This is a genomic window from Chloroflexota bacterium, from assembly GCA_034717495.1.
In the GTDB taxonomy this organism is placed as follows: domain Bacteria; phylum Chloroflexota; class Anaerolineae; order JAAEKA01; family JAAEKA01; genus JAYELL01.
Genome location: JAYELL010000038.1, coordinates 26615 through 42935, shown reverse-complemented (window position 1 = coordinate 42935; position 16321 = coordinate 26615). Strand labels below are relative to the sequence as shown.

General features: G+C 57.5%; 14 protein-coding genes. 10 read left to right on the top strand and 4 right to left on the bottom strand.

What is annotated here, in order from left to right:
- Nucleotides 1-189 precede the first annotated feature (189 nt).
- From gltA to U9R25_07230, 3 genes are read left to right on the top strand one after another with little or no spacing between them, the layout of a single operon-like run.
- Nucleotides 190-1638 (top strand): NADPH-dependent glutamate synthase, encoded by a 1449-nt coding sequence (gene gltA, locus U9R25_07240; protein MEA3335691.1) that lies wholly within the window; start codon nucleotides 190-192, stop codon nucleotides 1636-1638.
- 16 nt (nucleotides 1639-1654) lie between these two features.
- A complete protein-coding gene (locus U9R25_07235; protein ID MEA3335690.1) occupies nucleotides 1655-2779 on the top strand; it encodes an alanine dehydrogenase in 1125 nt (374 codons plus the stop codon).
- Nucleotides 2776-4074 carry an acetyl-CoA hydrolase/transferase C-terminal domain-containing protein gene (locus U9R25_07230; protein ID MEA3335689.1) on the top strand — a complete coding sequence of 433 codons (1299 nt, stop codon included), beginning with the start codon at nucleotides 2776-2778 and terminating at the stop codon, nucleotides 4072-4074. Before U9R25_07235 ends, U9R25_07230 begins: the two co-directional genes overlap by 4 nt.
- A gap of 157 nt (nucleotides 4075-4231) precedes the next feature.
- Here U9R25_07230 and U9R25_07225 read toward each other — a convergent pair whose 3' ends face one another.
- From U9R25_07225 to U9R25_07215, 3 genes are all read right to left on the bottom strand, one after another.
- Nucleotides 4232-5134, bottom strand: coding sequence for a hypothetical protein (locus U9R25_07225; protein MEA3335688.1), 903 nt, complete (start codon nucleotides 5132-5134; stop codon nucleotides 4232-4234).
- 2 nt (nucleotides 5135-5136) lie between these two features.
- Nucleotides 5137-9438, bottom strand: a complete 4302-nt coding sequence (locus tag U9R25_07220; GenBank protein MEA3335687.1) for an oligosaccharide flippase family protein — start codon at nucleotides 9436-9438, stop codon at nucleotides 5137-5139.
- 120 nt (nucleotides 9439-9558) lie between these two features.
- Nucleotides 9559-10338 carry a polyprenol monophosphomannose synthase gene (locus U9R25_07215; GenBank protein ID MEA3335686.1) on the bottom strand — a complete coding sequence of 260 codons (780 nt, stop codon included), beginning with the start codon at nucleotides 10336-10338 and terminating at the stop codon, nucleotides 9559-9561.
- Between the two features lie 285 nt (nucleotides 10339-10623).
- Here U9R25_07215 and U9R25_07210 point away from each other — a divergent pair, with 285 nt between their 5' ends.
- The gene (locus U9R25_07210; protein MEA3335685.1) at nucleotides 10624-11370 is read left to right on the top strand and encodes a response regulator transcription factor; all 747 of its coding nucleotides are present in this window, start codon (nucleotides 10624-10626) and stop codon (nucleotides 11368-11370) included.
- A gap of 113 nt (nucleotides 11371-11483) precedes the next feature.
- Here the strand turns inward: U9R25_07210 and rpsT are convergent, their stop codons facing one another.
- Nucleotides 11484-11759 (bottom strand): 30S ribosomal protein S20, encoded by a 276-nt coding sequence (gene rpsT / locus U9R25_07205; GenBank protein MEA3335684.1) that lies wholly within the window; start codon nucleotides 11757-11759, stop codon nucleotides 11484-11486.
- A 382-nt stretch (nucleotides 11760-12141) separates the two neighbouring features.
- Between rpsT and U9R25_07200 the strand changes: the two genes are divergently transcribed.
- The 6 genes from U9R25_07200 (at nucleotide 12142) to fetB (ending at nucleotide 16317) form a co-directional block, all read left to right on the top strand.
- Nucleotides 12142-12585 carry a hypothetical protein gene (locus U9R25_07200; GenBank protein ID MEA3335683.1) on the top strand — a complete coding sequence of 148 codons (444 nt, stop codon included), beginning with the start codon at nucleotides 12142-12144 and terminating at the stop codon, nucleotides 12583-12585.
- Nucleotides 12586-12874: 289 nt separating this feature from the next.
- Nucleotides 12875-13195, top strand: coding sequence for a hypothetical protein (locus tag U9R25_07195; protein MEA3335682.1), 321 nt, complete (start codon nucleotides 12875-12877; stop codon nucleotides 13193-13195).
- 1 nt (nucleotide 13196) lies between these two features.
- On the top strand, nucleotides 13197-13349 hold the full coding sequence (locus U9R25_07190; GenBank protein ID MEA3335681.1) for a hypothetical protein: 153 nt from the start codon (nucleotides 13197-13199) through the stop codon (nucleotides 13347-13349).
- A complete protein-coding gene (locus U9R25_07185) occupies nucleotides 13333-14571 on the top strand; it encodes an alpha/beta hydrolase (GenBank protein ID MEA3335680.1) in 1239 nt (412 codons plus the stop codon). The genes U9R25_07190 and U9R25_07185 overlap by 17 nt, the downstream gene beginning before the upstream one ends.
- 177 nt (nucleotides 14572-14748) lie before the next feature.
- Nucleotides 14749-15489: a phosphate ABC transporter ATP-binding protein gene (locus U9R25_07180; protein MEA3335679.1), complete on the top strand. Its 741-nt coding sequence runs from the start codon at nucleotides 14749-14751 to the stop codon at nucleotides 15487-15489.
- Between the two features lie 51 nt (nucleotides 15490-15540).
- Nucleotides 15541-16317, top strand: a complete 777-nt coding sequence (fetB, locus tag U9R25_07175) for an iron export ABC transporter permease subunit FetB (GenBank protein MEA3335678.1) — start codon at nucleotides 15541-15543, stop codon at nucleotides 16315-16317.
- Nucleotides 16318-16321: the final 4 nt, after the last annotated feature.

The window sequence follows — 16321 nt, the reverse complement described above, 5'->3', positions numbered from 1 at the left end:
TGAAATATAAAACGCGAATAGTACAAATATTGTTGGTCTCTGGTATCGTTCAGGAAGTTGATGTAGAGGCAAGTCGCCCGGCCTTCTGGCCAAGTAGACACCAGGCCTCTGGCAAATTTGCAATCCGATCACGAAGAACCCATAATATGCGGCACAGAGAAGTGCCAACGAACACTCAGGAGGATTCCAATGTCGACGGATACACTCAATAGGGAAATCGACCGCAGGGACAGAGTGCACACCCTTGCAGTCGATTACGACATGCGTCCGGTCGAAGAAAGGATCATGGATTTCGCGGAGGCGCTGGTGGGTTTCGATGCCGAATCAGCCCAGCTGGAGTCTTCTCGCTGCATGCAATGCCCCGCCCCCCAACCCTGCGTCACCCGCTGCCCTGCAGGAAACGATGTGCCCCAGGCGCTGTGGCTTGCCAGCGAGGGAGATTTTATCGGCGCGGCAAAGGTCTTTGCTGCCACCAGTCCGCTGCCCGAGGTTTGTGGCCGCGTCTGTCCCAACCTTTGCCAGTACGGATGCGTCATGGGTCGCTGGCACGGCTCCCTTTCCATCGGCAAGCTGGAGGCCTTTGTCACTGACCGGGCCCGTCAAGCCGGCGAGTTGGCAATAGAGGTACCTGAAACCAAGACGGGAAAACGTGTAGCCGTCGTAGGCTCAGGGCCGGCCGGCATTACCGTCGCGGAGGATCTGGTGAAACTGGGGCACAACGTTACTGTCTACGAGGCGTGGCCCGTGCCTGGAGGCGTGCTGGTCTACGGCATTCCCAGCTTCAAGCTCGATAAGCACGTCGTGATGTACAAGATCAAGGATCTGGAAGATGCCGGGGTTCACTTCATCACCAACTTCCGCATCGGCGATGCCGTCACCGTGGATGACCTGGCGCAAGAGTACGACGCCGTCTTTTTAGGCACAGGGGCAGGCGTCGAGGCGACCATGGACATCCCGGGAGACAATCTGGACGGCATCTACTCGGCCACGGAGTTTCTGGTGCGAGCCAATGTGCCGCGACAATACCTGCCCCTGGGTCAGAAAGAGAAACCGGCCGTCGGCAAGCGCGTTGCCATCATCGGTGGTGGCGATACAGCCGTGGACTGCGGCCGATCGTCGATTCGCCTGGGCGCCGAAGAGGTGACTATCGTCTACCGCCGCACCGAGGCCGAAATGCCCGGCAATGCCAAAGAGCGAGCCATCTCCGTGGAGGAAGGCCTCCAGATCGATTATCTTCGGGCTCCAGTGGAGTTCATCGGGGATGAAAATGGCCACGTCGAAGCCATGAAGATCATCAAGATGGAACTTGGGGAGCCTGACTCGTCGGGTCGGCGGCGTCCGGTGCCAATCGAGGGCTCAGAATTCATCCAGGATGTCGATACAGCGATCCTTGCCATTGGCTATTGGCCCGATCCCTTGATGGGCGAAACGACCAGGGATCTTGCCACCCACAAATGGGGCTTGATCGTGATCGATGACGAGACGGGTGCAACGAGCCGCGAGGGAGTGTTCGCCGGTGGGGACAACGTGCACGGTCCCGATCTGGTCGTCACAGCCATTGCTGCGGGACACACCGCCGCCGACAATATCCATGCCTTCCTCTGTGGCGAAAATATTCAACCTTCCGTAGTCAACTAATGGAGCGAGTCGACCAATGGAGTTCGGAGTTCCCAAAGAAGTTCGCGACCTTGAGAGCCGCGCTGGCCTGACGCCTGCCGGCGTTCTGAGCCTGGTTCAGGCCGGGCACACGGTCCACGTTGAACGCAATGCCGGCGCAGGAGCTGGTTTCAGTGACGAACATTATCGAAGGGCAGGTGCCCGGATCGTCTACACGGCTGCCGAGGCTTATGGTCGCGCCAACGTAGTACTTTCCATCGCTCGCCCGATGGCCCAGGAACACCAGCTGTTTAGACCCGGGCAGAGCATTTTCTCATTCTTTCATCTGCCAGTAGCATCTTCCGATCTACTGGCAGATCTCTCTGAGAAGTCGATCACCGCCATCTCCTATGAAACCATTCAGGACAATGACGGCAGCCTGCCCGTACTCATCCCCATGAGCGAAGTGGCAGGTCGCCTGGCGCCTGTCATCGCTGGTCAGCTGTTGACCACCACGGAAGGCGGACGAGGGATTCTTCTCAGTGGCATTCCTGGCGTCGCCAGGGCCATCGTAGCCATCGTCGGTGGTGGCACCCTGGGACAGAGCGCGGCCCGGGCGTTCGTTGGATTGGGAGCCCAGGTGATTGTGCTCGACAGGGACGTGAACAAGCTTCGCATGGTCGATGACAGCTATGGTGGCACAGTCACCACCATGATCGCCAATGAGTTCAACCTTAACCGGATCGCCGGCTTCGTCGACGTCCTGGTGGGCGCCATTTTGGTGCCCGGGAAACGAACGCCTGCACTGATTCGCCGGGATGCGGTCAGAAAAATGCGCCCCGGTGCGGTGATTATCGACTTTTCCATCGACCAGGGCGGTTGTGTCGAAACAAGCCGCCCAACTACCCTGCGCGACCCGACTTTTGTAGCCGAGCAGGTTATCCACCACTGCGTGCCCAACATCACCTCTGCGGTAGCCCGCACAGCCAGCCACGCCCTGACCAACACAGCGTTGCCCTATCTACAGGCCATCGGCGAATTGGGCCTCGAGGGTGCGCTGGAAACTGTGCACAGCTTGCGCCGCGGGGTTAGCGTCTATCGAGGTCAAATCTCAAGCCCGGGATTGGCCGACGCGCTGGGGCGGGAACTCGAAATCGACCTTCGCGACGGAGTCCCTCGATGAACTGGGAGGCCATCTACAGGCGCAAGGTTTTGGACGTCGAGGGCGCACTGGCTCTCACCAAGTCGGGGGACCGCATCTATATCGGGGGTGGCGCCGGCGTTCCCATTGGGTTGGTGGGTGGGTTGAAAGGTGCTGCCCCACACCTGCGGGATGTGGAAATCACCCACATCCTGACCTTCGCCGATGCGCCCTATGTAGCGCCGGAACTTCAGAGTTCCTACCGCCACAATGCGCTCTTCATCGGCGGCAACGTTCGCCAGGCAGTTCAGGAAGGGAGGGCGGATTACACCCCCGTCTTCCTTTCCGATATCCCTGACCTCTTCCGGGCCGGCGGCACCCTGCCTCTGGATGTGGCTCTGATATCTGTCTCAGTGCCGGATGAACATGGTTTCTGTAGCTTTGGTGTCGAGGTTGGTACGACCAAGCCGGCCGCCGAGGCCGCCCGAATTGTTATCGCCGAGGTCAATGGAAAAATGCCGCGGACGCTGGGCGATTCCTTTATTCACGTCAGTCGGCTGGATGCCATTGTCGAAGTCGATCGACCCCTTCCCGAAGCACCCCAGGGAGGCAGTTCGGAACTGCATCTGCGTATCGGCCAATATATCGCCGAGATGATTCCCAACGGCGCTACTCTGCAGATGGGGCTCGGCAGCATTCCCGATGCCGTGCTGAATAACCTTGGCGATCATCGCGATCTGGGGGTTCACACGGAGCTCTTCTCCGATGGCGTGATCGATATGGTCGAAACCGGTGTGATCACCTGTTCTCAGAAGACCTTTCACCCCGGAAAAATCATCGCCGGTTTTTGTTTCGGCACGGCGCGGCTCTATGAATTTGTGGACAATAACCCTATCATCGAGCTGCACCCCAGCGATTACGTCAACGACCCATTCAATATTGCCCAAAACGAGCGAATGGTGTCGATAAACTCTGCCCTTCAAGTCGACCTGACAGGCCAGGTATGTGCAGACTCCATCGGTCCACGTCTCTATAGCGGGGTCGGCGGACAGGTGGACTTCATCAGGGGCGCCGCTCGCTCCAAGGGCGGCTTGCCCATTATTGCTTTTCTGTCGACTGCCAAGGGTGATTCGGTCAGCCGGATCGTGCCCATGCTTGCCGAGGGCGCCGGTGTCGTCACCAGCCGCAATGATGTGCATCATGTGGTCACAGAATATGGTGTGGCGTCTCTGCATGGCAAGACGATCCGACAGCGGGCGCTGGAGCTGATCACTATTGCTCATCCCGCGTTTCGGGATGAGCTGCTCCTGGCGGCCAAACAACTGGGCTATCTCTGATCCACTCCCACAACCCCGTCCTCCTGCCCAAATCCCCTCGTGTTCGGAAGGTCGTTTTTTTCTCTGGTACCATTATGTCAATATGTCGCCATGTCAAGATATGGTTCGTGACATATTGACATCGGATATCCCCCGCGTCCCCGCGTCCCCCCATCCCCTAGTCAGCAACATCCTCCCAAACGGGGAAATACATCATCCATTGTTCGGGACGAGCTATGATCAGGCTTTCGATGATTGTTAAAATGCGCTGCGCATTGCGCCGAATATCTTCCCGCTTGTCGCCGGTATGCTCCATGTCCACCCGTTTCACAATGTGTACCATGACATGGTTACGGTCGGGAAAATACTCGGCGGCCACAACGAGTACGGGGACGTTCGTCTGCAAAGCCAGACGCACGTGGCCGACGGGCATTCCGGTTGGGCGGCCAAAAAAGAGCAGCTGTTCCTCGCGGTCGATCGACACTGGACGATCGACCGCCGTCATAGCGAAGCCGCCATTGCGCAACAGGCGGATGGCGTCACGCAACGCCTTCGTGCCAATGGTCATCCACTGCACCTTGGCGATCGACCTGAGTTCGTTCTGCACTTGATACCCTCTGGTCGGATCTGCCCAGGCCAACACCTTGACAGGAATATCCATTTGTGACAGGGCCACTGCCGCCATATCAAAGGGGCCCAGATGAGCCCCAACTACCACTGCTCCCTGGCCTGCCTCTGCCCTTTCCCAGAGATGATAATTGGTCTGTGAGCTGAAAGTTACCTGGTCGACCACCGACTCCGTACCTTTGCCTACTGAATGAAAGAAGTTGAAATACATCCGGCCCGCGTTGCGGAACACAGCTCCTGTCGTGCGCATAACCTGCTCCTCCGGAACGTCAGGGCCGAGCACGACACGAAGATTTCCGCTGACCGTCTTCAGCAAAGGGGAGTCGCTTCGACGCACAAAGAAACCTGTGATCAGATCGGATAGAGCCAACCCAAGGCGCAGGGGTATGACGCGCCCTAACCACAAGCCAAACCGCAGGGCTCCTGCGGTATTGAGAAGATCCTGAAGTTTCATCGCTACTCACCTTCTCCTGTATCGATGGCTGTCGCCCGGCGACGGCCAGGAAAGGCTTGCCAGACGCGCGCCATGTCGGGATCTCGAAAAGTGCCCAGTGCCAGCAGGACAAGGACATAAACAACGGTGCCAGCACCTGCGGCCACCCACGGAGAACGGTCCATAAGAACGAAGGCCACGCCACCCATCACAACGGCGGCAACGACCTGGCGCCAAATCAAATCTACCCAGGGCAACGTTGCGACATGGCGCCTTACGGCAAGATAGAATGGGATCAGAAGACTGAATTCGCTGAAAATGGTCACTACTGCGGCAGCCTGGTACCCATACCGCGGGATCAGCAATAGATTCAACGACGTATTGAAAGCAACACCCACGAAAAAGGCCTTTGTCAGAAACCGTTGCTGCCCCACGGCGATCAGCACGTATTGTGTGACACTGTTGACAAAACCGACAGGGATCGACCAGATGAGGATTCGCAGGGCAATCGCGGAATCGGGCAGGTAGGCGGCACCGCCAAGAATCCTGATCAACGGCGTGGCAAGTACGGTCACGACCACGGCGATCGGCAACGCGATCATGACCAACAGACGAATTGCCAACTGGTAGGCCCGCACCAACGACTCATGGCTATCCTTGGCATAACGGCTCATCAGCGGAAAGATTGCCAGGGTAAAATAGCTGGGAATCACATTGATGCCATCGAGATATTTGACAGCCGCCGAATAGATCCCGACGGACGCTGCCCCTGCCAACGGCCGCAAGATCCAGAGATCGATCCGCCAAAAGACGCTGGCCAGGAGGTGATTCAGCATCAGTGGATACGATTCCCTCAACATCACCCGCTGAACGGCAAAATCGGCCCTGGAGTAATGCATGGGTACATGGCGCCGGAGCGCTATCCCCAGCCAGATGCTCTGAATGATATTGGTGACCACGCTGACGCCAGCCAGACCGACGAATCCCCAGCTGAAGGGAGGTAGCAGCACCAGGGCGCCCAGGCCCACCTTGGCTACCGTCATGGCGCTGGCGATGGCCGCCGGATATTCCATCTTTTCGTAGGCGGTGAAAACCGCCGTAAAGCTGTCGGAGAGGGTGGCGAAGAAAAGGGCGATGGTGAAGAGGCCGATGGCCTGCGCTTCCTGTGTGGTCAGACTTCCACTCGCCGCATAGATGGCCATGACCAAACCCACCAGGGGCAGCGCCAATACCCACAGGCCTAAGCGCAGCGTCAACACGTTCACCAGGTAGCGCCCGGCCTGGTCCTTCTCCTGAGCGACATCTCTTGTCAACAGGGTGCCAAGCCCGAACCGGACCAGGATTTCGAAGAAGCCATAGATGGCGATGGTGAAGGCGTAACTGCCCTCGCCGGCAGGGCCCAGCACACGCAATCGCAGCATGGCGAAAACGAAATCAATGGCCCGATTCAACAGAGAAAGCGCCATCAGAACCGTGCTGTTTTTGGCAACCCTCCGGACCTCGGAGTGCTCATCCTCCGTTTCCCGGTAGAACCTTCCCCAGGCCCAGGCGCCTCCCAACAGGAGCAGACTCACGAGTGCCAGGAAGGTGACATAGATGCCCAGTTGCACCGATCGGGGGGAATAGACGAATCTTACGGTCCATTGACCCGCCTGTGGCAGATACACCGCCCGGAAATTGCCATCTGCCCGAAAAATGGGTAGCTCAGTTTCCAGCGGATTGCCCTCAGCATCCACGCCCTCCCCGACCACGCCAAAGGGACGCAGAAAGGCCTTCCAACCGGGGAACCAGGCATCGGTCAATACCAGCCAACCCCGATCATCCAGGTTCAGGTCGACGAAAACTTCACGCGTGCCATACCTGCTTACCGTCGCTGTACGCAGCTGCGGAGAGGCTGGCGCAGGCAGCTCACCGGCGGGCATGCGACCGTCATAGTCAGCCGGCGGCCGGCTGAAACCCGATGCCAGCAGGGGTGCACCTGTTGCCGGCACCGGGACCGGTGGCGCCTCCTCCAGCACGACGACCTCGCGAAGATCCACACCGCGCATGGCCCTCAGCACGTCGTCCGCCTGCGCCAGTTCGACGCCCGCCGCCACGAAGGCGCGGGGGAAGACATCCCTGTTTTCGAGAATGCGAACTTCGTCGTCGTACACCACGGCCCATCCGCTTTCAGCAGGCAGCTCCAACGGCAGCTCCGTCATGATGTATTTTACGCCCAACAGGTCTGTCAGCGGATCATCCAGGCTGGCCGGATCGTAAAAGGGAGAGATGCGGTTGTAAAGCAGTTGACCCTGAGGCTCGATGGACTCCATGTAATCGACATACTGTTTGGAGATGATGGAGTCGTATCCACGGATATCCTGCAGCCCGCTCATCCAGGGTGTATTGGCATTGAAGGTTTTGCTCGTTCCCTCGCCTTCAAACGAGCTCAACCGCCAGAGATCATCATCCTGCTGAAGGAAGGCCACGCTGGGCGGCGTCCTTTCAAGAAGCTCCGGATCAGAGGCGGGGTTGAATCCACCAAGTACCAGAAACAGGTCGACCATCAAGATCGCCATGGCGGCCGGCGCCAGCCAGCGCCTGAGATTTCGTCCTGTCGATGCAACCGAGCGGGTCGCGAAGATCAACCACAAACCCGCCAGCGTCGAGAAGACACCGAAATGCAGCAAATTTCCCCACTGGTAGCCCCAGAAATCCTCGCCTCCCGCAAAAACCCTCTGGGCCAGATCGGACCAGTCCACGATCCGTTGTCCGATAGCCGCAAACGGCTCCGGCCTGATGAGGCTTGCCAACACCGCCAGCAGCGCGAAGATTCCAACGGCCATACTGGCGAAACCCAACACCCGGCCAAGCCGGGCAATACGCGTTCCCGACTCGCCAGCGCCAGCCAGCCGGTCCAGCAGCATTTGCATGCCATAGCCAGCCAATGCCGACATAGCCAGGGTATAGGGGAACACCCAGCGAAAAGCCGAATGCAGTTGTTTATAGCCTGGTACGCCGTAGAAGAGAAGGGCGTAGAGTGGCGTGCCGAAAGCAAACGCCAGACTCAGCAGCGCCAGAGCGGCGAAGAGCCAAATGTGTCGCGTATCCCCGCCCGGCAGGCTGGAATCTGGTGGGGCTACCTCTTGGCTGGCTGTCGATCCCGTGGGCTGGTTCCGGCTAGACACCCCGCGAATCGCTGACGCCAGTGCCCCGCCAACCGCAACCAGGGCCAGCAGCAAGGTCATGATGCCCAGGTAGTTGCCACCTTCGACATAGTTCTTGACCCCCCAGAACACGTCGCGAACCGGTTCACCGAAGGCGTTAGGGCCAGCCTCGCGATAGAGATGCAGCCCGGGATCGAACCAACCATGATGGCTTGGATTTCCAAAGAAGTCCGGCAGGAGGAAGGTGATCACTTGCCGGACCGGCCATGCCCAGCCCACTACCTGATCGTAGCTGACCGAACCCTCGCGGAAACTGGATGTGACCAGTTCCAGCAGAGGAATCAGCTGGATACTCCCGATGGCAAGGCCGGCCAGGACCATCACCAGAAGCCAGACAGCCAGGTGAAGTGGCCGGCGAATACTCCCGATGCGCCGCCAAAGCAGAATGAGACGCCATAGAGCATAAAAAGCTGTGGTCAACAACACCAGCACGCTAATCTCTGGATGGCCGGCCAGAACCTGGATACCCAATGCCGCCGCGCCGGCGATCACATAGGGAACAGGAGAATAGTCGGCGTCCCCCTTCTCTTCCTGTTTTCTGATGATCATCTCAACCGCGGCAAGTATCCATGGCAGCCACGCCGCTGCCGCGATGATCATGGTGAACACAACACTGACGACGAAGAAACTGCTAAAGGCGTAGGCAAACCCGGCAAACAGACTTGCTGCCCAGCCCAGTCGCAGGGAACGAGCCAACAAAAGCATGCCGAATCCAGCAATGGCCAGCTGTAGCCAGGTGAAAACACCGTAAGCCATCGGCAGCGGCAGGAGATAGAAGATCAGTGAGAGAGGATAGAGGGCGGAATGCTGACCGGCTGCCAAAAAGGGAAGGCCAGTGAACAGATTGGGATTCCAAAGAGGAAGTTCACCCTGATCGATAGCCTGTCGCAGAAAGCTCTTCCAGACAAAGTTCTCCAGCAACAGATCGTTGACCAACTCGTTCTGGGGGTCACCCACCCCCGCCTGGGTTGCCAGGGATTGCCAGGGTTGAAATTGGTAGAGATTTTCGGCGGGGATCAGGGTTTTGCCACCCAATACGACGGGTGCAAACCAGAGAAGGGAAACCAGCAGCAAAATCGCTGCAGCCAGGACGCCGCGGCGAAACGCGTCTCGTTTCATGGGAGCGGGTTTTCTACAACCCCCAGACCCTGCCGGCCAGCAGGGCAACAGGCTGGTCGATCTTGTATCCTCCGAAGAGGAGATGATCGCGGGAGCAGATCAACGCGTATTGCCAATCCATCAGGTAGATCCCGTCTCTCGCGGCGATTGTGGTAGGTTGACCGGTACAGCCTGGGAGTCCGTCACCTGTTTCGTCAGGTTGCGGTGTCGCCAACGGATATCAAATACCCGCCACGCCGCCTCAAACTTGACTGACATGGTCATTTTGGATTGGCCTACCCGGCGGTCTTCGAAGAAGATCGGGATTTCAACCGTGCGGAAACCCAGGCGCTCGGTCACGTAACACATTTCGACCTGGAAAACGTAGCCGTTGGAGCGGATTTGATCGAGGTCGATAGCCGCCAGGGTGTGGCGCCGCCAGCATTTGAACCCGGCCGTGGAGTCGCTCACCGACAAACCCAGAAACGACTGGGTCCAGACTGCATTGGCCCACCAACTCAGGAAACGGCGGCCCCAATTCCAGTCACCATCCAGCTCCCCGCCCGACACATAGCGCGAGCCGATGACGACATCGGCGTCGACGATGCCATCCAGCAGGCGAATGACATCCTCCGGACTATGGGAGAAATCGGCGTCCATTTGCACGATGTACTCGGCGCCCAGGGAAAGCGCTCGTTTGAAGCCGGCCACATAAGCGCGGCCAAGCCCCCGCTTCTCAGTCCGGTGCAGCACGTGGATTCGGCCTTCGTGGTGGCGAGCAAGGCGATCTGCAATGTCGCCCGTACCATCGGGAGATGCATCATCGACAACGATGATATGAAGGTTTGGAACGGGAAGTCCCAGGAGTGCAGCGACCATCGCTGGCAAATTGTCAGCTTCGTTGTAAGTCGGAAGAACCACACAGACAAGCTGTCCGCTTGACCAATCGCCAGGCGCGTCAGCTCTATGGTTTTGGTTCTCTGGGTCACTCATGGCAATCGATTATACTACGACGACTAACAAAGGTCAATGATCTTGGATCGGTATGTTGTCATGATTGCACGTCCGGCGCCTTTGTTGTATAATCCGCCTGCGCAGGTTTCCCACGATCTGTTTCAGTCCTTCCGCTTGGCTCCCTTGACGAAGAGCCGCTAGCGCCAGGCCCTGATAAGAATTGGGGTTTCCCGGAGGGGTTCAGTCCGTCCCATGTCCAACCGCATTTTATTTCTCGGCCGACAGCCCGACAACTATGCTGCCCTTTGGCGCCATCTCGGGCTCAACAGTTATGACGTGGGTTTTGCTGCCAGCCAATCCCGGGCATTGCGCGCTCTGGAAGATTCCCAGCCTGACGTGATCGTCGTCGACTCGGTCTCACTTCCTGTACCGCCAGAGCAAATGTGTCTCAATTTGCGACAGAGCGCTCCCCAGGCCCGTATCGTGCTCATCGCTGAGGACGATACCCTGGCAAGCATCTCATATGATTACCTGCTTCCCGGCCCGACAACCTGGCATCGCGTCCTCAAGTCAATCGAACAAGCCCTCGAAGGCAACCGTCGCCAGGTGCTTGTCGAAGGTGCTTTTGTGCTCGACCTCGACGAACAGACGATCATCGGTCCAGCGGGAGAGGGACGGCTCACACCAAAGCTGTTCCAGCTGCTTGAGCTGTTGATGCAGAATCCCAATCGTCCGGTGGCTCGCAAGCAGATCATGCAGGACGTGTGGAACACCACCTACCTGGAGGACACCAGAACCCTGGATGTTCACATGAGCTGGCTGCGGGGAATCATCGAACCCGATCCCAAGAAGCCCAATTTCCTGCGCACCAAACGTGGCATTGGCTATACTTTTTTCCCCGACGGACAAGCTGCCACATCGATTGACAAGCAGGCGGAAGACACCGCTGAGCCCGGGGAAAACCCGTCAGAAGAGATGCCTTCTGAGCAAGAGGCTTGACATTCCCTCCACAGGCCACTGGAAGTTGCAAGGACACAGAAAGGGAACTGGCACAAAACCAGTTCCCTTTTTCTTTTTCCGGATGGCCAGGCCAGATGGTCTGGCAAGTTCAGCTACTGGGCTGCAGCACGCGCCTGTTGGTAGCCTCGCACCAGGCGGGACTTTCGCCGTGAAGCGTTGTTTTTATGAATGACGCCCTTGGACGCAGCACGGTCCAGTGCGATCACAGCTGATTTGACGGCCGCTTCTGCTTCGTCCCATTGCTGGGCCTCGATAAGAGTACGGGCACGTTTTACGGCCGTACGGGCACCGCCCCGTACGGCAAGGTTTCGCTGGCGCTTCTTCTCCGAAGAGCGAACGCGCTTCAATGCAGAACGATGGTTAGCCACTTAAACGCCTCCATGGCTGAGGACAAGCCTCGTTTTCAAAAACGAAAGTATTCGACGAGCTCCGGTTTTGTTTTCTCTATCGGCCTGTGAGCCACAAGGAGAGGACAAGACGACCAGCATATCAGGCGCGATCGCCAACTCAATCAGGCCAGCAAAATGCAATTATAGACCACAGCTGTCCATCTGTCCAATTCTCGACTCCAGCGGCACGCGCTGCGCCGCCAGAACCCGCTCGTTTCTCGTCAGTTGTATTGAAGTTCAGCGAAATGCTTGCCTTTCCCGTGTTTTCATCGGGCAGCGAAGTTTCCTGCTGTGGGTGGGACAATGGTGTAACTCAACAAGAAGACACTTTGCATTGACACTTGCACTCTCAGGAGCTACAATGACGGCAACGTTCTGGCCATTGAACTCGTTTACCGTTTATAATGAGGATGTTTCATACGTGAAGATAAACGAAGCCGTTAAGAATCGCACTAAAAAACGTATCCGAGACTATGCCGAAACCCATCTTGCTGGTAGCTACACCCGACTTGACATGCGGTTTCGCGGACAATTTTGTTATGTTGATGCCTACACGGAACCAGAGCCACCCGGCCCAAACTGGCCCCCACCGGATTGGGCGGAAAGCCGCGAAGAGTACCTGCAACGTCTGCGCAATACGCCGGTTCATCTTTTTCGGTTGCGTTACTTTGGTGATGAAGAGAAATGGGAATTAGCGTTCTATAGTTACGCTCACGGTAAATATGAGTTGTCAGTATTCCCAACAGGTGAATTTTATGGTAAGCCTGAAGTAGCGCTGCAAACAGCGGCAGATTTTCACCTTTGAAGTCGGGTAGATTTCCGGGGATTAACCAGGCAAACAAACTCTGTTCAAAGCCAGTACCTACCTGGCAAGCTCATTGCAGAAGACGGCCCAAGCAAGACTTCAATTGAGGGAGTGTCTAATTGTGGCAATCTGTGCCTGTGAAAATCGCATCGCTGCAAAGGCTCTGCGCTGGTAGAATAGTGTCTTGGTTCGGTGTTGCCCTTTGGCAACAGCACAGTAGGCCGCCCCTGAATGGCAGCGTTGGGCGAGACGCTCGCGCACCATCAGATCCAACGGGACAATGACAAAAATGACTGATCATGCCAGCAGAAAAGATAGTCCGCTTACGGAAATTACCTCAAAGGCCATCGAAATCGGAGCGAGTGAACTCGAAATTGAGAATAAGGATGGCTACGAGGAAATTTTCGCGATGCAAGGTGGGATAGGATTTGCTATAGCCAGGCTGGAGGCGAGCACCGAAGAAGCAACTCTCTTGCGAGAGGAACTTTACAAGATCGAAAAAAGCAAGGGTAGGAGAATAACAGCAGCTGGTGCCCGGCATACTGTGCAAGTTGAGATCTTCGAAAGCTTTGGAGAAGATCTATTCCAAGTGACACTTGAGGAGATCTGAAATGGTAGATCAAGAAGGATACTTGAAAGGTGTTCGGGATACCGATATCTACTATCAGTATTGGTTGCCCGAAGGTGAGCCTGAAGCCATCCTGATAGTTGTTCATGGATTGGCGGAGCATAGTGGGCGGTACATGAATGTTGTCAATCACTAATCCACTCAGACACCTTCGCACCTCGGACATTCGGGGCATTGCCCAATTGGCAACGCAGGCCACCACGGGCGTCACCCATATCGTCGAAGGCGTGCACCGATCGGTGTGGGACACCATGGGCATTCCCGGCGGCAAGGAGCCGGGGAAAACCCGCGGCATTACCGGTCTGGTCTACAGAAATGTCCACGATGTCACGCTACTGGTGGGCAAAAGTGTGGACACGCTGCTGGCCAGGCTGCAACCCCTGTTTGAATCGGATGAAGATGCCAGGCCTGGAACGCCCCAGCGCGAAGCGGTTCTCGCCGCACTCAATGGCGTGATGGGCGACCACCTTTTCGCCAACAACAGCCCGTTCGCAACCCCCATGACCCTGCGCTACCGGGGCAGAGCACTGAACTGGCAGGCCCTGGCGCCAATGCCTGAGGCCACGGGCAAGGTGTTGCTGCTGATTCACGGTCTGTGCATGAACGACCTGCAGTGGCACGCGCAGCACAATGGGCACGTGGTCGACCATGGTGAAGCGCTGGATGCAGCCCTGGGCTACACGCCCGTCTATCTGCGCTACAACTCCGGCTTGCACACGTCGCAAAATGGGCACGAGCTATCGAACCAGTTGGAGCAACTGGTCACACACTGGCCCACACCGATTGAAGAACTGAGCGTGGTGGCCCACAGCATGGGAGGTTTGCTCATCCGCAGCGCTTTCCACTACGCCCAACAGGAGGCCTTGCGCTGGCCAGGCCACCTGAAAAACATCGTGTTTCTGGGCACGCCGCACCATGGCGCCCCGCTGGAGCGGGCCGGTAACTGGGTGGACCTAATTTTGGGCAGCACGCCCTATACCGCGCCTTTCGGCAGACTCGGCCATCTGCGCAGCGCCGGCATCACTGACCTGCGCTACGGCCATCTGCTGGATGAAGACTGGTTTGGCCATGACCGCTTTCACCGCAAGCCCGATGGCCGCCAGATTGTGCCCTTGCCTGAGGGTGTGGCCTGCTTCACCGTGGCAGCGACCACGGCAGCCAGGCGCAGCGCCCTGGCAAACCATCTGGTTGGCGACGGTCTGGTGCCCCTGCACAGCGCACTGGGCCAACATGACGACGCGCGGCGAAACCTGCTTTTTTCCAAGGCGTCGCAATGGATTGCCTACCGTATGAACCATGTGGAGTTGCTGAGCCGTCCCGAGGTGACCCGGCAAATGCTGCAGTGGCTAACTCATTGAGTGCTTCGAGGAACAAAGGACAAAAGGATTTCGAGTAACTGCTCAGGTGCGACCTACTTGGTCCACAGAATCGAGCCGATGCGAATTCAAACCCGACCCAATGACACCTTTGGAGCCACATGAGCAAGTGTTTTGCACCTTATGCCTGAGTAGTTTCGAATTCGACAGATTCGCCGTATGGACAGAACCGATCCGACAACCCCTCGTTTTCAGGTGCAAAACTTATCACTGGAGCGCAACGGTCGCCCCGTTTTGCGCGATGTTAACATGGTGGTGGCGGCCGGGGAGATCGTCTGCTTGCTGGGTCCCAGCGGCAGCGGCAAAAGCAGCCTGCTCCGCTGCCTCAACCGGCTGACCGAAGCGCCTCCTCACACCATATTCCTCGACGGCCAGGATATTGCCACGATGAACGTTTTGGCTCTACGCCGCCGGATGGGGATGGTCTTCCAGAAACCGGCACTCTTCCCCGGTACTGTCGCCGACAATATCGCTTACGGACCGGGGTTAGACGGCCGTAGCCTGACCCCGGATGACATTGCAGAACTGTTGGCCCTGGCCGACATGCCATCCGATTATGCCCGGCGGCCTATCAGTGAACTGTCAGGCGGCGAAGCACAGCGGGTCTCTATCGCCCGCACCCTGGCCAATCAGCCCGATTCCCTTCTCCTGGACGAACCGACCAGCGCTTTGGACCCGGCCGCCCGGCGGCATGTGCGGGAAACCATTGAGAAACTGCGTCAGGAGCTGGGTCTGACGGTCATCTGGGTGACACATTACATGGAAGAGGTGCTGGACGTGGCCGATCGGGTTTATTTGCTCCTGGACGGCCGTATTGCCGACGAAGGCGATCCTGGACATCTGCTAAGCCCGGACAGCCACCACAAAACGGCCGAATTTGCTGCCGGTTTCCTCGAATGAATCACCGTTTAGCCTGGCAGCCCGGTCATCCGGTCCCACAATGGAGTCCCCATGTTAGAAAACATCCCCCTCGATCAACTTTCCCGCATACTGGCGGCACTGGCCCTGGTGTTAATTGCGGCGATTATTTCCCGATGGCAAAAACTGGATTTGGAAAGGGATATATTGATAGCATCTGTCCGGGCTTTTGTCCAGCTAATTGCCATCGGTTATGCCCTTACCCTGATTTTTGCCATCGACAGTCCGCCCGCCATTCTCTCTCTTTTGGCGGTGATGACGTTGATTGCCGGGTATACGGCCGGAAAGCGCGGCCAGGGAGTGCCTCATTCGGGCCGGGTGGCCTTGTTGTCTATCGGCTTTGGCGCGGCGCTGACCCTGGGGCTGCTGGTGGGGTTGGGCGTTTTTGAGTTTACAGCCCAGCAGATTATCCCCATTGCCGGCATGGTGATTGGAAATTCGATGAATGTCTGTTCGTTGGTGATGGGACGGGTGCGGGATGAAATCAACGGCCGTGCCCCGGAAATTGAAGCAGCGTTGGCTCTGGGGGCAACCGGGCGCAAAGCAGCCCATCCCTACCTGCGCACAGCCCTCCATGCCGGCATGACGCCCATGGTAGATGGTACCAAAACGGTAGGCCTGATTTCACTGCCCGGCGCTATGACCGGCATGATTCTGGCCGGAGCCGCCCCGCTGGAGGCAGTACAGTTGCAGATCATTGTCATGTACATGCTCATTGGCGCGGCTGCTTTTACCGGTCTGGCAACGGTCTGGCTTACATATCGCCAATTTTTCACTATCAACCAGCAGTTGGTGCTGCCCTCATCATGAAAGC